The organism is Cellulophaga sp. F20128 (assembly GCF_023015805.1).
Lineage (GTDB): Bacteria > Bacteroidota > Bacteroidia > Flavobacteriales > Flavobacteriaceae > Cellulophaga.
Window position 1 is genome coordinate 1 of the sequence record NZ_JALKBA010000012.1, and the last position, 20890, is coordinate 20890.

Annotated in this window: 14 protein-coding genes; 11 read left to right on the plus strand and 3 right to left on the minus strand. The window is 36.6% G+C overall.

Annotated elements, in window-relative coordinates:
* Positions 1-338: 338 nt before the first annotated feature.
* Positions 339-2297 (minus strand): putative porin, encoded by a 1959-nt coding sequence (locus MWU65_RS12055; RefSeq protein ID WP_247078268.1) that lies wholly within the window; start codon positions 2295-2297, stop codon positions 339-341.
* Between the two features lie 303 nt (positions 2298-2600).
* Between MWU65_RS12055 and MWU65_RS12060 the strand changes: the two genes are divergently transcribed.
* The 6 genes from MWU65_RS12060 (at position 2601) to MWU65_RS12085 (ending at position 12034) form a co-directional block, all read left to right on the plus strand.
* Positions 2601-6869, plus strand: coding sequence for a thrombospondin type 3 repeat-containing protein (locus MWU65_RS12060; RefSeq protein WP_247078269.1), 4269 nt, complete (start codon positions 2601-2603; stop codon positions 6867-6869).
* A gap of 6 nt (positions 6870-6875) precedes the next feature.
* Positions 6876-7589, plus strand: coding sequence for a hypothetical protein (locus tag MWU65_RS12065; RefSeq protein WP_247078270.1), 714 nt, complete (start codon positions 6876-6878; stop codon positions 7587-7589).
* A 52-nt stretch (positions 7590-7641) separates the two neighbouring features.
* Positions 7642-8238, plus strand: coding sequence for a ribonuclease HII (locus MWU65_RS12070; protein WP_247078271.1), 597 nt, complete (start codon positions 7642-7644; stop codon positions 8236-8238).
* Positions 8239-8278: 40 nt separating this feature from the next.
* Complete coding sequence (locus tag MWU65_RS12075; protein WP_247078273.1) at positions 8279-10732, plus strand: ribonuclease HII; 2454 nt, start codon at positions 8279-8281, stop codon at positions 10730-10732.
* Positions 10733-10819: 87 nt separating this feature from the next.
* The gene (locus MWU65_RS12080; RefSeq protein WP_247078275.1) at positions 10820-11326 is read left to right on the plus strand and encodes a hypothetical protein; all 507 of its coding nucleotides are present in this window, start codon (positions 10820-10822) and stop codon (positions 11324-11326) included.
* 30 nt (positions 11327-11356) lie between these two features.
* Positions 11357-12034, plus strand: coding sequence for a DUF3108 domain-containing protein (locus tag MWU65_RS12085; protein ID WP_247078277.1), 678 nt, complete (start codon positions 11357-11359; stop codon positions 12032-12034).
* On the opposite strand, the gene lipB is transcribed toward MWU65_RS12085, so the two are convergent.
* Together lipB and MWU65_RS12095 are read right to left on the minus strand one after the other, a co-directional pair.
* Positions 12031-12747, minus strand: coding sequence for a lipoyl(octanoyl) transferase LipB (lipB, locus tag MWU65_RS12090; protein ID WP_247078279.1), 717 nt, complete (start codon positions 12745-12747; stop codon positions 12031-12033). The genes MWU65_RS12085 and lipB overlap by 4 nt on opposite strands.
* Positions 12748-12762: 15 nt before the next feature.
* Positions 12763-12921, minus strand: coding sequence for a YqaE/Pmp3 family membrane protein (locus tag MWU65_RS12095; RefSeq protein ID WP_247078281.1), 159 nt, complete (start codon positions 12919-12921; stop codon positions 12763-12765).
* 124 nt (positions 12922-13045) lie between these two features.
* Between MWU65_RS12095 and MWU65_RS12100 the strand changes: the two genes are divergently transcribed.
* The 5 genes from MWU65_RS12100 (at position 13046) to MWU65_RS12120 (ending at position 20887) form a co-directional block, all read left to right on the plus strand.
* Positions 13046-13837 (plus strand): SGNH/GDSL hydrolase family protein, encoded by a 792-nt coding sequence (locus tag MWU65_RS12100; protein ID WP_247078283.1) that lies wholly within the window; start codon positions 13046-13048, stop codon positions 13835-13837.
* Positions 13838-13874: 37 nt separating this feature from the next.
* Positions 13875-15569: a lysine--tRNA ligase gene (gene lysS / locus MWU65_RS12105; protein WP_247078284.1), complete on the plus strand. Its 1695-nt coding sequence runs from the start codon at positions 13875-13877 to the stop codon at positions 15567-15569.
* Positions 15570-15751: 182 nt separating this feature from the next.
* Positions 15752-18487 carry a PSD1 and planctomycete cytochrome C domain-containing protein gene (locus MWU65_RS12110; RefSeq protein ID WP_247078285.1) on the plus strand — a complete coding sequence of 912 codons (2736 nt, stop codon included), beginning with the start codon at positions 15752-15754 and terminating at the stop codon, positions 18485-18487.
* Between the two features lie 2 nt (positions 18488-18489).
* Positions 18490-19995: a DUF1501 domain-containing protein gene (locus tag MWU65_RS12115; protein WP_247078286.1), complete on the plus strand. Its 1506-nt coding sequence runs from the start codon at positions 18490-18492 to the stop codon at positions 19993-19995.
* A gap of 13 nt (positions 19996-20008) precedes the next feature.
* Positions 20009-20887, plus strand: a complete 879-nt coding sequence (locus MWU65_RS12120; protein WP_247078287.1) for a sugar phosphate isomerase/epimerase — start codon at positions 20009-20011, stop codon at positions 20885-20887.
* Positions 20888-20890 lie beyond the last annotated feature (3 nt).

Consider the following 20890-nt stretch of genomic DNA (forward strand, 5'->3'; position numbering starts at 1 on the left):
ACTTTTAAAACCCTGCGTTTTCCTGTTAGCGGGTGCAAATATACACCCCTTTTTGTTTCTAACAACCCTTTTTAAATCTTTTTTGAAATTAATTTCTAGCGGCTTATTTACCACCCTATTTATCAGTCACTTAAAACGGATCTTTTTTGTTGATTTTTGATACCTCAACCGAAGCTGTGAACTATATCATAGCTTTCGCTTGCCTTGTATCTCTTTTAGAGCGTACTTCTACCCCTAAAAAAATTACTAAGCTACCCTATATATATACCTAATATATATACCTATTGAATAGAAAAGGGTGTTGAATTAGACGCAACCTCTATAATACAGCCTAGCAGTTAGGAAAAGAAGTTCCATACAAGTCCAAAACGGATTACAAAATCACGATAGGGGTAATTTGGCGCCGCGTAATAGTTGTAGCCCGTAAATGAAGAATTAAAATGTTCTGCCTTTAGATATATGCGAGTTTGCTTTACCTTACCATTGATAAAGAAATCGAACATTGGATACCCTCCCAACTTTTCTTTATCCTGTGCATAAAACTCGCCTAATGCAGGGTTATACGCATTCATATGATAGGCAGTAAAGTACTTAAAGGTAACGCCAGTTTGCAGAAACATAGCTCCTTTAAAAATAGTTTTTGAAAAATACAAGGTATTTCTCGTTACAAACTGTGGCACATTGAGTACATTATTTGTTTGGGAAACATCTTGATACATGATCGTATTATCTAATGCAAAGGCCCCTTTTTTAAACTCTTTGTTATACTTTAACTTCATATATCCAACAGCATCCCCTTCTTGATAAGGTTTAATAAATGCATTTTCTTGTCCCGCATCTATTTGTTCTTGCGTGGCTTCAGAAGCAAAATAGGTGTACTTACCTAAACTTGTATACTTTAAAGACAAACCTCCAATAAGGTCAGAACGATATTGAAACATCAAACTATTTACAGTTTGCTTTTTAAAGGCAGCTGTTGTATTCCAATTGTAGTTTTCATAATTACTCTGATGCAACAAATAATTAAAGTTTGGCATCTTGGACTCGTTATGGATTGCAAACGTAAAATTGTGCTTATTCCTAAATTGATAACTCGCTTCTGCATTCACCAAACTACCCCCCAAATCTCCAGACAGATTATAAGCCGCTTCACCTGCCAAGTTAAAAGCTCCTATTCTTTTCTTATAGGTTGCCCCCAAAGAAATCTCATTGCCGCTCAACTGATTGCCAATTGTTCCTGTTGGCGTAATTAATACACTATTAAAATAATAGTGATACTTATAAAAGCCGATATACCCCTTTAAAGTACCCAGTAGGGTATTGTCAAAGGTTGCATTTAATTGATTGTAGGTAGTTTTTAAGTTCGCCTTATCATGTGTTTCTGATAAAAAAGAATTTCCAAAATAAGCATTCTCCGATGCCTGTCTAAATTGGGAATACTTAGTCTCATACGTAAACTGATGCCCTAATACTATAGAGGTAGCAATAATACTGGCAGAATCTTTTGCTTTTCCCACGAGTTCATAGTGGTGATCTAAAAAATATCGTTTCCCTGATACAACCGTACTAGCATCTTGAAACATCAAATCTATGCGATCTCTATTTTTAAACTCAGGGTCACCCAATTCAAATTGCTCTTCTTTATTAGACAAGCCTCCATTCTCTTCAAACGTAATATCTTGAGATGCAATATGCCCCATCATTTGATATTTAGCATTCTTAGTTTTGTAATTGGTTGAAACTATAAAATTACCCGACTCCGCCTGGTCATAGTTGTATTTACCCAAAGACCGAAACCCCTTATAGCCAATTGCAAAGTTAAGTTGGCGCGATGTATTAAAAGTTAATAAAGCATCTAACAACTGCCCCTTACCCATTGTTGTTTTAAACATTAATTCCGTTAGCGGCGTAGGCACATTATAATACCTCATATCCTGCAATTCTTTGTAATTGGCATGCAATGCCTTTGCTCCAATGGATGGATACATACTTACTGCATTAAAATCTACACCCAAATTATTGACAGGTTTACCTATGTTGGCAAATGGCATTGTTTCAAAACCATCAGTTCTCAGGTAATTATAGTTGTATTCCTTTTTAAGACTTAGTGTTGTATCTAAAAAAACAGTATCCCTTTTGTATGAAATTATTTTATAATCTTCAATACGAACACTATCCTTTGTTTTACCACCCTGTAACTTTTGCTTAACAGGCTTCATAGGCTTTATTGGCGGAATGGAATCTTGTGCAAAGACAACAGAGTTCCATACTAAAAAAACAACTAAAATATATCTCATTTAAAACAAATCTAAGACAAAGGTAATTTTTTGCGTTTAATTATTCTGTGAAAGTTTTGTTAGGTTTATTATAAAGGCTTTTAAATTCAGGCTGAATGGAACAACTGAACATCTAGACAACCAGCTCCATCACTTAAATATAACTACTATATCTATACCCATATCTATAAATTTAATTCTTATAAGCGAAACATTTCAGATGAAGTTCGTATTTTTATCAAATAAAAATTGTGTTAAATTTAACATTGAACTTTTATATCGTTACATTTTTACGCAAACAATAACGCGATTAACATATCCTGAATGACAAAAAAATTACTTTTATTTTTCATATTGGCAACGACATTCTCCTACGCTCAATTTAATGAATCTGCTCCTTGGATGAGCAGCCTAGCAAAGGAAACGAACAAGTCAACTTCTAAAACTTCGGAAAACGCCTACTCTATTGAAGACATCACTGCATCTTTTGACAACTATTGGAAAAACAGAGATAAAAACGCAAAAGGTAGCGGACACAAGCCTTTTATGAGGTGGCGTAATTATTGGATACACTTTACAAATGAGAATGGTATCATACCCTCTTCAAAAGAATTATGGCAAGCATGGAAGGACAAGGAAAATAGAGCAGGAAAAACAGTAAACCCTACTAGTTCATGGTCTACCGTTGGTCCATCTACTAGCAATGCCTACCCTGGCAGACTCCCTGGGGCAGGGAGAATTAATGCCATTACCGTAGATCCAAACAACGAAAACACCTGGTATGCAGGGCCACCAGCAGGAGGTTTATGGAAATCTACAAACGCAGGAATGAATTGGGTAAATCTCTTTTCAAATTTTCCACAGACCGGAGTTTCGGGCATCGCTATAGACCCAAATAATTCCAATATAATCTATATCTCTACAGGGGATGATGATGCCGCAGATTCTTACAGTATTGGAGTTTTTAAATCCCTTGACGGCGGTAACACTTGGAATGAAACCGGTCTCAATCCCAATAGCCCAAGTGTAAACAACAGTTTTTTAACCAATGAAATCACTATAGACCCAGCCAACAGCAATACCATTTGGGTAGGATCTAACAAAGGGCTATACCGCTCTTTGGATGCAGGAGATACATGGGAAATTAAACAAACAGGAAATATTACAGATTTTAAATTAAAACCAGGAAATAGCGCAATAGTATATGCTGTTTCTTCAAACAACTTTTACAAATCTACCGATAGTGGAAATTCATTTTTATCTACAAGCACTGGTTTACCAGCTTCTTCAGGCAGACTTGTTATAGGGGTTACTCCTGCCGACCCAGAAATGATTTATATACTAAGTGCCGCAACAAATTACTCGTACCAAGGGATATACAAGTCTACCGATAGCGGCCTTACTTTTGAAAGAACTTCTAATGAAACAGATATTTTAGAATCGGACCAAGCTTGGTTCGACTTAGCTATTGAGATTTCTACAACGGACCCAAATGTCGTCTTTGTGGGATGTTTAAATATTTGGAAAAGCACCAATGGAGGTAAAGCCTTTAGCAGACGAAACAATTGGAATCAGAAAACAAATGCATATACCCATGCAGATATACACACCTTAAAAATGTTTAATGGTAAGTTATTCTGTGGTAGTGATGGCGGACTTTATGTATCCTCTGATAATGGTTTTACTTTTGAGGATGTAAGTAATGGGATGTCTATTGGGCAATTTTACAGAATATCTGTTGCAGAAGATGACGCATCTAAAATGATTGGGGGCTTACAAGATAATGGAGGAAATGTTTTTAACAACAACCAATGGAATAATTACCATGGGGGTGACGGTATGGACAATGTGATAGATCCAAACAACAACAATTTAGTTTACGGATTTACTCAATATGGAGGATCTTTAAACATTTCTACAAACTCAGGTGAAACTATTGGGCAACTTGGTCCTCCGAAAAATTCTTCAGACGAAAACATCCAAGGCAATTGGATCACTCCGCTTGCCATTAACAGTGAGGGAGAAGTTTTTGCTGGCTTTGATGCTCTCTATAAACTAGAAGGCACCAAATGGACCAAATTATCGGAAAACATTGGGTCAGGAAACATCGATGACCTAGAGATTGACCCTAATAATTCTAATATAATCTTTGCCGTAAATGGAACTTCAATTTACAAGAGTACGGATGGCGGTGTCTCTTTTTTTGACTACCAAACCTTATCTTCTGTGATTTCTGATCTCGCTATAAATGTTTCAGACAGCAATATTGTGTATGTTACTACATCCAATAGGGTTGGAACCTCCTTAAATCAGCAGCCAACCTCACGGGGCATTTTTAAAATTACATCAGATGGCAGCAATATAACCCAAGAAGATATCACTTTAAACCTCCCTACAAATCAAGCCTTTTTTAGCATAGCACACCAAGGACTCCACGAAGACAATCCCATTTATGTGGGCACCAGTTTGGGCGTTTATAGATTGGACGACACCCTAACCGAATGGGAAGAGTATTACACGAATTTGCCTAGTGTGGCAATTGGGGACCTCGATATTAATCTAAATAGCAACGTAATTACGGCGGCCACATACGGCAGAAGTGTTTGGCAATCTCCAATTCCTACAAAAGAAATCGCAAATGAGATTAGCTTAAACTCCATATCTCCAAAGGTAAATTCTATTGTTTGCGGGGAGTTAAGTCCGGTAGCAGAGGTTAAAAATTTAGGCACAAATCCTATTACCGAAATCACCCTGAACTACGGCTTAAACAATACAAACGAAAGCTTTGTTTGGAATGGAACACTCAATTCAAATGAGACTATTTCCATTATTTTACCCAACCTAATTACTACAGTTTTTGGTAAAGCAACTCTAAATGTAGAGGCAAACATAATGAATGATACATTTAGCAACAACAATAATGAATCTACTCTTGTATACATAAACAAAGAAGGTCCAGGAGGCCTTGTAAATACTTTTGAAGCCAATGAAGACGAATTACTCACTTTTAATGAGTCTAGTCAGGAATTATTGTGGGAAAAAGGAACCCCTTCCGGAACACTTTTAAATACTACCGCCACTGGAACACAAGCATATGCCACCAATCTTTCAGGTGAACACCCAAATAATACGAAAGCGTTCTTAATTAGTCATTGTTACAATTTATCTACGATTACCAATCCAATATTAAAATTTAAAATGGCCTATGACCTGGAAGCCAATTGGGATATTACCTATGTTGAATACTCTACTAATGAGGGAACGGATTGGACAGTGTTGGGTAATATAGATAGTCAACCCAATTGGTATACTAGCAACAGGACCAATGCAAGCTCTGGAGCTGATGATGATTGCCAAAATTGCCCTGGAGCACAATGGACGGGAACCAATACCACACTTGCAGAATACGCTTATGATTTTATAGCCAATGCGGCGGCAGGAGAACCTAATTTAGCCATTGAAACTAGTGTTGTTTTTAGGATTGTATTTCATTCAGACGCGGCTGTGACTCAAGAAGGAATCGTTATTGACGATTTTGTTATTCAAGGAGAACAAGATGATGAAGATGATGACAACGATGGCATTTTAGATGTTGATGATAACTGCCCTACCATTGCAAATGCGGATCAGTTAGATACGGACGGAGATGGTATAGGTGATGTTTGTGATACAGATGATGACAACGATGGTGTTTTAGATACAATTGACAATTGCAGCCTTATCCCTAATACGGACCAAGCTGATGATGACAATGATGGGATTGGGAATGTATGTGATAATGACGGTGACAATGACGGGGTTCTAAATGATGTCGATTTATGTCTAAATACCGAGTCTAATGCTGTTGTTGATGTAAATGGATGTGCTGTTTTCTCTCTTCCCGTTTCTAATTTTAGGATTTTAACAACCGACGAAACTTGTATTTCTAGTAACAATGGAAGCATACAAATTACAGCGGAGGCCACCACCTATAATTACACGGCTACTATGAGCGGACCAAAAGTTGAAACAAAAGCATTTACAACCAACACTTCTTTTGACAATTTAGCTTTTGGAACATATACCGTTTGTATAACAGTTGAAGGAGAAAATGATTACGAAAACTGTACCACCATATCAATTTCAGAACCCGAGGCACTATCTGTTTCTTCTAAAGTAAATTCTGTTGCCAACAAAGTAACCTATAGCCTATCCGGAGGAAACTCATATACGATCCAAGTAAATGACAAAATATTTACCACAACAAGGAATGAATTTACTGTTCCACTCGAAAAAATAGAAAACAACATCCTTATAACAACAGATAAAGACTGCCAAGGTTTATACGAGGAAACAATTATCTCTAGTTCAGACATATTTATTTACCCCAATCCTGTTTCTAGTGGTGATTTAACGATTCAATTAGGGAAATTAGCCAATGATAAAGTTGAAATTTCCTTATTTACTGTACAAGGTTCCCGGGTTTTTAGAAAAGATTTCCCGACACCTAATGGAGTCGTTCAATTTAATGTGGATTCCTTATCCAAAGGCATTTATATCTTGAATATCAAGACAAAGCAAACATTACTAACCTACAAGATCATTAGAAAATAATAAAAAATGAAGACCATTCTATATAACCTAATAGGTATCAGCGCATTTTTATTAACATCTTGCGGAGGCGGAGGTGATGATACTAGCGGAGAAACCCCTACTCCAACGCCAGTTACCTCGCCAAAAGCAACCACACTTGTGTTTCCGAACAACAACAGTGAATGTACTGAAGGCACTGTTATAAGTACTTCTGAGAGCACAGTTGAATTCCGTTGGAATACATCTGAAAACACAGATACCTATGAAGTAAACCTAAAAAACCTAGCTACAGGAGGTGTCCAAAGAAAAACAGTGACAACTACAAACGAAAGTTTTACCATAGAGCGGGGAACTCCCTTTGAGTGGTTTGTCATCTCTAAAGGAAACGGAACATCAGAAACAGCATCAAGTAGTATTTGGAAATTTTACAACCAGGGATCTGGGGTAACTAACTACGCTCCATTTCCTGCTGATGTATTAAGCCCCCTTCGGGGATCAACAATTGCCAATGCTACTACGGTTTCTTTAAGGTGGACAGGTAGTGATGTGGACAATGATATTACGGAATATGAAGTGTTTTTTGGAACTTCAAAAACAACGCTTACAAGCATAGGCCAAACGACAGAAACTTCTATAGAAGCAACAATATCATCTGGTGTTATCTACTATTGGAAAGTAATTACAATTGACAGTAAAAACAATACATCTTCATCAGAAACTTTTGAATTTAAAGTAGGTTAACCCAATTAACTGTCGATATTGACTTAGATTTAATAATATTCCAAAATTACACGTGCTCACAAACTATCTCAACTGTATAAATGAAGCCGGCACTGATGAAGCCGGAAGAGGGTGTCTTGCAGGCCCGGTAACTGCTGCTGCCATTATATTACCCGAAAATTTTAAAAACAATATTCTCAACGATTCCAAACAGCTTTCAGAAAAAAAACGAGACCTATTAAAACCCATTCTAGAAAGTGTCGCTATTTGCTTTGGTGTTGCCCATGTATACCCTACTAAAATAGATGAAATAAATATTTTAAATGCGTCCATACTCGCCATGCATAAAAGTATCGCAAAACTAGAATTCACTCCAGAATTTATCATAGTAGACGGCAACAAATTTAAGCCCTATAAAGACATTTCACACGAGTGTATTATAAAAGGGGATTCTAAATTTATGAGTATTGCTGCTGCCTCTATTTTAGCCAAAACCTCAAGGGATGCTTATATGGAAAAGATTCATTTGGAATTCCCCATGTACAACTGGAAAAAGAACAAGGGGTACCCAACTAAAGAGCACCGAGAGGCTATTCGGAAATATGGAATTACCAAATACCACAGAAAAAGCTTTAGGCTACTCCCTGAACAATTAAAATTGAGCATATAATTAATAAAATACTATAACTTTGTAAGTAAAGTTAACCTTTATGAAATTAAGAATTGTAACAGGTATCCTGTCTTTATTGGCCGTAGCTTGTGCTCCGGATATAAAAACGGAATCCTCCTTATTAGACTACCTTCCTAAAAACACGACCGCATTACTGAAAATTAATGATTTTAATAGTGTACAAAGTGAAATTAAAAACAATGCTTTTCTAAGTAGCTTTAAAGCAACTAAGGCGTATGAGGAAATAAAAACGAAAACCAACATTCTTAAACACATCGCTCCTGCTTCTAAAAGCATTTTAGCGTTTAGCACCACAGACAGTACGGCATTAGACCTATACTTTATCACCAAAGACTCCTTGCTTTTTAACACTAGATTAGACAGTATTACAACCGAAAAGAAACAAATCACCTATAACAATACTTCCTTTTATGAATTAACAGTAGACAACACCATTTACTATTGTACAGCTATAGACAACCACTTTATAATTAGCACTTCTAAAATTTTAATTGCAGCCGTTTTAGGTACTGAAAAACATGAGGAAGATTGGGTCCTTAAAAAATTATACAATACAGCCAACACTTCTAAATCTGGAACGCTTTTTATAAACACTACTAAGAGCAAACTTTTATCTAACAGCTATAGTTCAAATGATTCTATCAATACAAATTTTATAAGTAATTGGGTATCCCTAGACTTAAATACCAAACAATCTCAGTTAAACCTAACAGGTATTAGTCTGGTTAATGACTCTTTACCAAGCGTTATAAATCTATTTAAAAATACAACGGCAATAACCAATACCATTCAAGAATATGCGCCTGATACTGCTGAAGGCATACTTTCGTATACCTTTAATGATTATTCAATTTTTGCAAAAAATAGAAAAAAGCTACTTCAATCAAACCAGGCGTTAGACACTATTTTTAATACGGTTGAAGAAATTGGAATTATATACCTCGAGGATAAAAGGGCCGTAATGTTACAAACGTACGGATCTGACAATATCTATGAATACTTGAATACCCACTCAAAATCTGAAACCAATTTCAATGGAAATCAAATTACAACCCTCGCAAAGAACGACCTCTTAACTGAAAAATTTAGTCCAATCCTAAACAATTTTGAATCGAACCATTACACCATCATAGGCAACGCCTTTCTCTTTTCTGAAGATATAGAAACGCTTCAAAAAATTATTAGCAGCTACAAAAACGACACCACCTTTAACAAAACGGCAATCTATACCTCTGCAAAAGAAACTATTGCCAACGAATCTTCAGTGCTTTACATTAATTCAAAGCAACTAAAAAACGATTTAAGCAGAAGCCTGCCAGAAAATTTTTCCAGTGATTTTAAATCCGTTTCCGTTTCTGATTATTTCATTGCGGGTCAAATGGTGGCCGACAACAATTTCTATCACACTGCACTAACTATTCAAAAAACGAAGAAAGAAAACAAAAGCAATACCACCTCTTCTATCTTTACAGTACAGTTAGATAACGACCTTGCTACAAATCCGCAGTTTGTACTAAACCACAGAACCAACAAAAAAGAAATTGTAGTTCAGGATACTGAAAATCAGCTCTATTTAATATCAACAACTGGAAAAGTAATTTGGAAAAAGCAGTTGGAAGGCAGAGTTCAAGGCGACATAGCCCAGGTAGATATTTATAAAAATGGAAAGTTACAATTGGCTTTTACCACCAACAATCAGTTTTTAATTCTAGATAGAAATGGTGAAAAAGTTGAACCTTTTACACTAAAATATGATGGCGGAAACTTAAACCCCCTTGCCGTCTTTGATTACGAAAATAACAAAGATTATAGGTTTGTAATTACTCAAGGGCAAAAAATTTACATGTACAACAACAAGGCTAAAATTGTAACAGGATTTACCTACACCCAAGCAAATAGCGCAGTGATTCAGAAACCAGAACATTTTAGAACCAACAATAAAGATTATATCACATTTGTTTTAGAAAATGGAGACCTAAAGATTTTAAACCGAACGGGTAAAGACCGTATAAAAACAACTAAAAAAATAGATTTCTCTACCAATGAAGTCAAGCTTTATAAAAACAAATTTTCCATAACGGATAAAGAGGGTACTTTGCATCAAATTGCATTAAACGGAAAAACCACGCAAACAAAATTTAACAGCAATAAAGACCATGGATTTGATGCCACAAGCAATACTTTGGTTTTAATGAATGAAAACAGTTTAACAATAAAAGGTGAAAAAGTAACACTTGAGGTGGGTGTCTATACCAAACCTCGAATATTTTACATTAATGACAAAATTTACATAAGCGTTACTGACCTACAAAATCAGAAAATTTATTTATTTGACAGCAACGCCAAACCCATTCAGAATTTCCCAGTATTTGGTAGCTCCATCATTAATCTTTCGGATATGGACAACGATAAAAAATTAGAATTGGTATCAAAAGATTTAGACAATTCCATTATTGTTTATAGATTGTATTAAACCATTAACACATCATTTTCAACCTTTTACACACACTTACTTCTGAAGTACGTTTTTTTATGTATATTTATTTTCACACTATGACCAATGAAAATGATTGTAAAAAACCACTCCTTATTTCTAGTTGTACCCACCTCAAAAAAAAGCATGTTAACCATGTTTTGCCTCTGTGTTTGTCTCCTAATTTCATCCGTACAGCTAAATGCACAAACCAAGAAAATAAACAGACCAAAAAGTACTTTAGGGATTTCTAGTGTCGACAATTTTGTAGGCGAATCTTTTAATTTATACGACAAGGTATACAAGTATGATGCCTATGCCAAAACAGAAACTCCACTAGAGGATGAAGATGTAGATATCTTAGAAGATGCCTTAACTAATATCACCAATTTAAGTGAAAGTGCACCAGATATACTTGCTGATTTGGATGGTTTAAGTGTATTAAAGCAAGCCAAGGCAACACTTCAGATAAACAGAGCTAAAAAGGCCTTAAAGTACAGTATAAAAACCACCAAGGAATTGCTATTAGGCACTACAGAAAAAGAAGAAGATAATTCATCTGAAAAAGAAAAACCAATAGAAAACGAACAATAATTGCGCTATATAATCTTAAAATATATCCTTATGAAAAAATACGCTTTCGGTTTTTTACTTTTAATCTTTACTTCAAATTCTCTAATGGCACAAGGAGATTGCAGCAGCTATTACCCCTTTAAAGCTGACGTAAAATCTGAAATAACTATTTATGACAAAAAAGATAAAAAGGAAGTCGTTGTAAATTATACGGTCACTGAGGTTTCAGAAAATAAAGCGACCTTAACCTCTGAAGTGTATGATAATAAAGGAGACTTTGTTCTCAATAGCGAATATGATGTACTGTGCAATGGAGATGGTGTTAGCATCGATTTTAAATCCATGATAGACAGCCAAATGTTAGAGCAGTACAAGGATATGGAACTTGAAATAACTGGAACTAATATAGACTTGCCCAATCATTTAACCACAGGTCAAACTTTACCAGATGCATCTATGGATATGGTTATAAATTCTGGACCAATAAAAATGAAGTTATTTGTAAAAATGATGAATAGGAAGGTAGTAGGCAAAGAAAAAATTACAACCCCAGCAGGCACTTTTGACTGTATTATCCTAACCTATGATACCGAGTTAAAAATGGGTATGAAAAAAACAATCAATCACAAACAATGGCTGGCAAAAGGTGTTGGAATGGTAAAAAGCGAGGATTACAATAAATCTGGAAAACGCATCAACAAAAGCATTCTCACCAAATTTGAAAATTAGTCCTTAGTCTGTTTTACCACAATTGAAGCTTTAAACAGTGTACTAAAATGCTTGACTAGTCGTTCCTGCACTTCACTTTCGTTTACTTCTTTTTTACCTAGCTCTACATTTAAAGAGGTAACGGCTTTGTCTTTAATACCACATGGGATCATTAAATCAAAATACCCTAAATCTGTATTCACATTTAGTGCAAAACCATGCATGGTAACCCACCTACTTGCCCGAACGCCGAGTGCGCATATTTTGCGTGCAAAGGGGGTGCCAACATCTAACCAAACCCCGGTTTCTCCTTTAGATCGTTCTGCTTTTAAACCGTAATCGGCCAAGGTAAGAATCACCATTTCTTCAAGTAGCCGTAGGTACTTATGAATATCTGTGAAAAAATTATCCAAATCTAAAATTGGGTACCCTACAATTTGCCCAGGTCCATGATAGGTAATGTCCCCTCCTCTATTTATCTTATAGAATGTTGCCCCTTTCTTAGAAAGTTGAACCTCATCTATAAGCAAATTAGACATATCACCGCTTTTACCCAAGGTATAGACGTGCGGATGTTCCACAAAAAGAAAATGATTTGGTGTTTTTAACCCGGTATCCTCTCTCCTATTCTTAATTTTAATGGCTACGGTATCCTTAAAAAGAAGTTCTTGGTAATCCCAAGTTTCTTTATAATCCCTTAGTCCTAAATTTTCCAGAATTACTTCTTTATTCATTCTGCAAAGATACAATTATCTGTCTGGATTATTCAATATGATCAACGCTGCAATTGTACCAGGAACCCAACCACATAGCCATAACAGAAAAACTATAAATATAGACCCACAACCCTTACCAATTACTGCCAACGGGGGACAAAATATAGCTAAAACTACTCTCCAAAAACTCATATTTGATTGATTAATTATTTAATTGATGTGCTCATAAGACGCTTCAACTAGGACTTTGTTACTACTTTAAGTTAATTTTTTTTATCTTTTAGAACCCACACGCATCTATTTGCGTAAATAGTATATGAAATCAAAACAAATGATCACTTCCTATTCGCTAGCACTATTCTATTTCTTTGTTTCTTGCAGCACGCAAGATCAGATGGAAAACAAGCTGTTTGAGAATCAGGTCACAAACAATGGGCCTCAAAGCGAGCCATACAATCCTCCAAATACAAACAATACTACAACAGCCAACTATCCCAATTATATATCCTTTAATTATTTGGCATTGGGAGATAGCTATACCATTGGCACTAGTGTTACCTATGAAGAGAGTTATCCCTATCAATTAGCCAAAAAATTGAAGATAGCACTTACCACAGAAGTAAACCTAACCACCATTGCCACCAATGGATGGCGGACCGATGATTTACAAAGAGCCGTAAATTTAAATACCACTTTACCTACTTATGATTTGGTGACCTTGCTTATTGGCGTAAACAATCAATTTCAAGGAAGGCCTTTTTCACAATACGAAAAAGAATTTCCTGAACTATTGAATACTGCATTAAAATTAGCCAACAACAATACCAGCCATGTAGTTGTTATTTCCATACCAGACTATGCCTATACTCCCTTTGGCAGCAGCCAAAACAGAGAAATCATATCAAAAGAATTGGATGCGTACAACGCCTTTGCCAAAGAAATAGCGACACAGCAAGGAGTTACTTTTATAAATATAACCGACATAACACGTAGGGGGTTAAGCGAAAAAGACTTGGTTGCCAACGATGGTTTGCACCCATCTGGTCTTGCCTATAAAAAATTTGTGGAACGTTTAACTCCAATTATCCTTTCACAGTTGAAAGATTAGCACATTGTAACTATATTTGCAGCCTTAATATAGATTTATGCAGCTTTCGGAACAAGAAATCATCAGAAGGGAAAAATTAGGCAAGCTAAGAGAAATGGGAATAAACCCATATCCAGCAGACCTTTATCCAGTAAATACAACCTCAAAACAAGTTAAGGAGAATTATGAGGAGGGGAAACAGGTGGTTATTTCTGGACGATTAATGTCGCGCAGAATTCAAGGAAAAGCATCCTTTGCTGAACTACAAGATAGTGAAGGTAGAATTCAAGTTTACTTTAACCGTGATGAAATATGTACGGAAGAAGATAAAACATTGTACAATGATGTGTACAAAAAGTTATTAGATATAGGTGATATTATTGGTATTGAAGGCCAATTGTTTACCACACAGGTGGGTGAAAAAACAGTAATGGTAAAAAACTTTACCTTATTGAGTAAATCGCTACGCCCTTTACCTTTACCAAAGGTTGATGCCGATGGCAAAGTGTTTGATGAATTTAACGATCCAGAGATGCGTTACCGTCGTAGGTATGCAGATTTAGTGGTAAACCCGCATGTAAAAGAGGTGTTTGTAAAACGAACTAAGTTGTTTAATGCCATGCGAGACTTTTTCAATAACGCTGGTTATTTTGAAGTTGAAACACCCATTTTACAACCAATTCCGGGTGGTGCCGCAGCCAGACCGTTTATTACGCATCACAATAGTTTGGATATTCCCTTGTACATGAGAATTGCAAACGAATTGTATTTAAAGCGTTTAATTGTTGGTGGGTTTGATGGTGTATATGAGTTTTCTAAGAACTTTAGAAACGAAGGGATGGACAAAACGCACAATCCAGAGTTTACAGCGATGGAAATCTATGTGGCCTACAAAGATTACAATTGGATGATGGATTTCTGTGAGCATTTACTAGAACATTGTGCTATTGCTGTTAACGGAACAAGTGAAGCAACTTTTGGGGAACATACAATTAGTTTTAAGCCTCCTTATGCTCGGGTAACTATGGCAGATTCTATTCAGCATTTCACTGGATTTGATATTGCAGGAAAAACGGAAGCTGAAATAAGAGATGCCGCTAAAGGTATGGGCATAGAAGTTGACGAAACAATGGGGAAAGGCAAGCTTATTGATGAGATTTTTGGTGAAAAATGTGAAGGAAACTATATACAACCTACCTTTATTACAGATTATCCAAAAGAAATGAGTCCGCTTTGTAAAGAACATAGAGATAATCCTGAATTAACAGAACGCTTTGAATTGATGGTTTGCGGAAAAGAAATTGCAAATGCATATTCTGAACTCAACGACCCTATTGACCAAAGAGAACGTTTTGAGCACCAATTAAAATTAGCTCAAAAAGGAGATGATGAAGCCACCGAATTTATCGATAACGATTTTTTACGTGCGCTAGAATACGGAATGCCTCCAACCTCTGGAATGGGGATTGGAATGGACCGATTAATTATGTTCTTAACAAACAACCAATCGATTCAAGAAGTGCTTTTCTTCCCACAAATGAGACCAGAGCGCAAGGCGGCTGCCTTAAGTGAAGAGGGCAAAGCTGTACTAGATATTTTAAAAACATCTGGAAAATTGGATTTAAACGATTTAAAATTGAAGTCGGGCTTAAGCAATAAAAAATGGGATAAAACCATTAAGGAGCTAACTAAAAATAATGCAGCCAAAGTTTACAAAACCGAAGAAGGGTTATTTGTTGAACTACTATCCTAACTAGAATTGGGAACCTATTAAAAAAGGAGGTGACATGAAAATGTCACCTCCTTTTTTTTGGTGCTATTTTATTAAAAAAAATGTTGCACTAAAGTTGCATTAAAGTTCGTTTGTATCTCTATACAATTATCATATCTTTAGAACTTAATACATCTATTTTTAGATATAATGAAGTGTATAAAATGAAAAAAAAGGCAATTACGGCTTCGCTCTTGTTACTCGCTATTATTTTAATAGCAGCTGTATGGCAATCCCTTAAACCAGAAGAAAAAGTAGATTATAGTCTCCAAATTAAACCCATCTTAAACAAGCATTGTATTACCTGTCACGGGGGGGTTAAAAAGAGTGCCGGTTTAAGTTTTTTGTTTGAAGAAGAAGCATTTGCCAATACAGAATCTGGCCACCCCGCCATAATCCCTGGCAATGCAGAGAAAAGTTCTTTTATTCAGCGGCTAAAAGAGAAAGATCCAGAACTTAGAATGCCCTATGAAAAAGCAAAACTCTCAGACGAAGAAATAGATTTGCTAACACGTTGGGTAGACCAAGGTGCACAATGGGGCAAACATTGGGCCTACAGTTTACCAGAAAAAGTAAAAGTACCTAATACCACAGAAGAAGCTGGGTTTTCATCATCAAGTGAGTCTTCATTTATTAAAAATGATATCGACAAATTTATTTTAGAAAAATTAGAAGCCAACAACCTACAACCAAACAAACAAGCAGAGAAAGAGGTCCTAATACGCCGACTAGCTTTAGATATTACCGGCCTACCACCAAGCGAAAACCTTTTTAATACTTGGATGCAAGGTGCAATATCTTATGAAGCCATGGTAGACACTTTGTTATCTAAGGAATCATACGGTGAAAAATGGGCAACATGGTGGTTAGATTTAGCCCGTTATGCAGACACCAAAGGGTATGAGAAAGATGGCTCTAGATCTATGTGGAAATATCGAGATTGGGTGATTCAATCTTTAAATAAAGACATGCCCTATGACCAATTTACTATAGAGCAATTGGCAGGCGATTTATTGCCAGATCCATCTATAGATCAACTCATTGCGACAGCCTTTCACAGAAATACAATGAACAATGATGAGGGAGGCACAGATGATGAAGAGTTTAGGGTAGCCACTGTGATAGACCGGGTAAATACCACCTTTGAAGTTTGGCAGAGTACAACCATTGGGTGTGTGCAATGTCATAGCCATACGTACGACCCCTTTAAAAATGAAGAATACTATAAATTAATGGCATTCTTTAACAATTCCATGGATGAAGATACTCCAGATGAAGTGCCTGTGCTAAAATTTTACACAGAAAAGCAACAAAAAGAGGTTGACAAAATAAACGCTTGGGTCGCAAAATACGGCGATAAAAAGCTCGCCAAGGAGTATCATGATTTTCTGCTGTACTCACATCCAATGTACCAAACTCATAGGGCTTCTAATTTCAAAAATGGACAGTTAGCAGATGGCAAATATTTAGCCTTGTGGAATAATGGCTCTTGTGTAATTAAGGATATCACAACCAATGAAGCAAGTTCTATTTATCTAAAATATTGGGCTTCCTATGATGGCACAAAAATGACCATAAAAGAAGATAATGAAAATGGTGAGCTATTATCTGAATTTACCATCAATAAAAGCGGCAATACAATACACAAGTTTCCTTTCAAAAAAACCAAGGAAAAGGTGAATTTATACTTTGAAGCCAAGAATGATAAACTACCACCACAAGCAAATACGAGTAGCATTAGCTTACTAGGTTTTATAAGAGATTTACCAGGAAAAGATGCCCCTGGTTATGAGGAAATAAACACGGCTTTCCTCACCATGATTAACTCGCCAACAACCACGGTTCCTATCATGGTTGAAAATCCCGATTACATGGAGCGTACCACACAAGTTTTTGAACGTGGCAATTGGCTAATGAAAGCAGATACAGTTCAACCAGCAACACCGGTTGTATTAAATCCTTGGAAAAAAGAATGGCCAAAAGACCGGTTGGGATTAGCGAAATGGATGGTAAGTAAAGAAAATCCATTAACAGCAAGAACAGTTGTAAATAGAGTATGGCACCAGATTTACGGAGTTGGCATAGTTGCTTCTTTAGAAGATATGGGGTCACAATCAGATGCACCATCGCACCCAGAATTATTAGATTGGTTATCCCTACGCCTCATGAACGAACACAATTGGAGTATAAAAAAACTAGTTAAAGATATCGTGTTATCGGGTACTTATAGACAAAGTTCATTAAGTAGTCCGGAATTAAATGAATTGGATCCTCATAACGAATTGTATGCAAGAGGTCCGAGAATACGACTTGGCGCTGAACAAATTAGAGATCAGGCCTTAGCCATTTCTGGTTTATTGAGTGCTAAAATGTATGGTCCTGGTGTTATGCCTCCACAGCCTACTGGCGTATGGCAAACTGTATATAGCGGTGAAAGTTGGACTACTAGTAAAGGTGAAGACAAATTTAGAAGAGGTATTTATACCTTTTTAAAAAGAACAAGTCCATACCCTTCATTTATTACTTTTGATGCAGGAAGCCGAGAAGTTTCCACGGTTAGAAGAACCATTACCAACACACCGTTACAAGCCTTGGTTACCCTAAATGACCCTGTATATTTAGAAACGGCCTATCATTTGGCCAAGTATATGGATACTGAGAACAACACTTCCAAGGGTATCACAATTGGATATCACAAAGCCTTGTATTCAAATATTAGACCAACGACCTTACAAATTTTAGAAGAATTATACACTGATGCCTTTACAGAATTCAGCAATGATGCAACGGCTACAAAGAAATTCCTCCCTTTTGAAAAAGATCCGAATGCAAATCTAGCAGCCCTTACGGTTGTTGCAAATGCTATTATGAATTTAGATGAGTTTTTAACCAAATCATAGCTATGGACAATATAGAAAAACTGATAAAAGAAAAGCTAGACAAGGAAATACAAACAAAAACACGACGGCACTTTATAAAAAACTGTGTTACCGGGATGGGCGGCTTGGCCTTAGGTTCTCTATTTATGGGCTGTGATCCTTTTGGCAAAAGTGTTGCGCCTAATTTAGGCATGAACAATAGGAGTTTAAATCCTTTGGCTCCGTTGGCGCCACCATTTTCACCCAAGGCTAAATCTGTGATACATATACACATGGCGGGTGCACCGTCTCAATTGGAGTTATTTGATTACAAACCTCAGCTCACAAAATTACACAATCAGGCTGTTCCTCAATCTTTTATTGAAGGTAAAAAATTTGCTTTTATTCGCGGCACTCCCAAACTTTTAGGGCAACAAGCAAATTTTAAAAGAGAAGGTCAGTCTGGACAATGGGTTTCAGATTACATTCCTCATTTTAAAAAAATTGTGGATGATGTTGCACTCCTTAAGGCCGTACATACAGATCAATTTAATCACGGTCCTGCTCAATTATTTATGCATACCGGATCTCCTAGATTAGGAAGACCAAGTGTTGGTGCTTGGGCAACTTATGGGTTAGGTTCTGAAAATCAAAACTTACCTGGTTTTGTGGTCTTAACATCAGGTGGCAAAACCCCGGATGCTGGAAAGAGTGTATGGGGAAGCGGATTTTTACCCTCCGTATACCAAGGTGTACAATGTAGATCTAAAGGAGACCCTGTACTTTACCTAGACGATCCAGATGGGGCAACTAGAGACATCAAAAAGAAAACCATTGATGCTATTAACAATATCAATAAAGAAGAATATACAAAATATACCGATCCTGAAATTCTAGCTAGGATTAACCAGTATGAAATGGCATACCGCATGCAAATTGCTGTTCCAGAAGTAATGAATATCAATGACGAACCGGAACATATCAAAGAAATGTACGGTGTAGAACCCGGGAAGGAGTCCCTTGCCAACAACTGCCTTTTGGCGCGTAAATTGGTAGAAGATGGCGTTCGTTATGTACAGCTTTTTGATTGGGGTTGGGACAGCCATGGCACAGGACACCAAACTGCGATTGATTTAGGCTTTAGAAATAAATGTAAAGAAATGGATAGACCCGTAACCGCCTTAATTTTAGATTTAAAACAAAGAGGATTGTTAGAAGATACCTTGGTGGTTTGGGGAGGCGAATTTGGAAGAACTCCGATGCAAGAAAACAGAGAAGGAAAAGAAATGGCATTTAAGGGGCGCGATCACCACGGTGATGCATTTACAATGTGGATGGCCGGAGGCGGAGTTAAAGGTGGTGTTTCTTACGGACAAACAGATGAAATTGGTTTCAATCCCGTAGAAGGCAGGGTCTCTGTACATGATGTACATGCTACAATGATGCATTTATTAGGCTTTAACCATGAGCAATTTACCTATGATTTTCAAGGTAGGCCGTTTCGATTAACAGATGTTGAAGGGGAAGTAATTAGAGAAATATTAGCTTAAACAAAAATTTAGAATGAGATTATATACGTTAGTGTTTATTATTTTTATTGCAGTAATTACCCCTGCAAAATCACAGAACAAAGTACAGTTTTTTCAAACCAATTGGGGTAGCTCATTAGGCTGGGATCAATTTTGCCAAAAAGCAAAAGCATCTGGTTATGACGGTATTGAAGTTTGGATGCCCAATGGAGCGGATAGTCAAAATGAATTAAAAAATGCCCTTGAAAAACACAAACTGGCCATCATTTTTTTACACGGCACCTCTAAAGGCACAACCTTCAACGAAAGTCTCAAAAATTATTCACAGAAACTAGAAGCTATATTGGAATGGAAACCTGTAGCTGTAAATTGCCATACAGGGAGTGATTTTTTTACTACAGCACAAAACAAGGCTTTTATAGACGCTGCAAATAAAATCAGTAAAAAGCACGGAATTCCAGTATATCATGAAACGCATCGGGGTCGCTTTAGCTATAGCTTGCCCGAAACTCAAAAATACCTATCCTTAATTCCTGATTTAAAATTAACCTTAGACATTAGTCACTGGATGGTGGTCCATGAATCTCTATTGCAAGGAAAAGAAAAAGAATTACAAGAAGTAATACACAGATCTGAGCACATACACGCTAGGGTTGGTCATGCAGAAAGCCCCCAAGTAAATGATCCTGAAGCCCCTGAATGGAAAGGTGCTTTAGATAGACATTTAGACATTTGGGAGGAAATAATCTTAAAAAAATGGAAAGAAGGGCATGCCGTTTATACAATTACGACAGAATTTGGCCCACCCAATTATATGCCAACCTTACCGTACACAAAAGTACCCGTTGCAGACCAATGGAAGGCCAATGTATTTATTATGAATGCCATTAAAGAGCGCCTAAAAATTCAGTAAAAA

Coding starts and splice junctions, on each gene's coding strand:
- MWU65_RS12100 (WP_247078283.1), top strand. CDS start 13,046: ATGAAATCAAAACAAATGATCACTTCCTATTCGCTAGCACTATTCTAT.
- lipB (WP_247078279.1), bottom strand. CDS start 12,747: ATGAATAAAGAAGTAATTCTGGAAAATTTAGGACTAAGGGATTATAAA.
- MWU65_RS12120 (WP_247078287.1), top strand. CDS start 20,009: ATGAGATTATATACGTTAGTGTTTATTATTTTTATTGCAGTAATTACC.
- MWU65_RS12110 (WP_247078285.1), top strand. CDS start 15,752: ATGAAAAAAAAGGCAATTACGGCTTCGCTCTTGTTACTCGCTATTATT.
- MWU65_RS12085 (WP_247078277.1), top strand. CDS start 11,357: ATGAAAAAATACGCTTTCGGTTTTTTACTTTTAATCTTTACTTCAAAT.
- MWU65_RS12095 (WP_247078281.1), bottom strand. CDS start 12,921: ATGAGTTTTTGGAGAGTAGTTTTAGCTATATTTTGTCCCCCGTTGGCA.
- MWU65_RS12065 (WP_247078270.1), top strand. CDS start 6,876: ATGAAGACCATTCTATATAACCTAATAGGTATCAGCGCATTTTTATTA.
- lysS (WP_247078284.1), top strand. CDS start 13,875: ATGCAGCTTTCGGAACAAGAAATCATCAGAAGGGAAAAATTAGGCAAG.
- MWU65_RS12060 (WP_247078269.1), top strand. CDS start 2,601: ATGACAAAAAAATTACTTTTATTTTTCATATTGGCAACGACATTCTCC.
- MWU65_RS12075 (WP_247078273.1), top strand. CDS start 8,279: ATGAAATTAAGAATTGTAACAGGTATCCTGTCTTTATTGGCCGTAGCT.
- MWU65_RS12055 (WP_247078268.1), bottom strand. CDS start 2,297: ATGAGATATATTTTAGTTGTTTTTTTAGTATGGAACTCTGTTGTCTTT.
- MWU65_RS12115 (WP_247078286.1), top strand. CDS start 18,490: ATGGACAATATAGAAAAACTGATAAAAGAAAAGCTAGACAAGGAAATA.
- MWU65_RS12080 (WP_247078275.1), top strand. CDS start 10,820: ATGAAAATGATTGTAAAAAACCACTCCTTATTTCTAGTTGTACCCACC.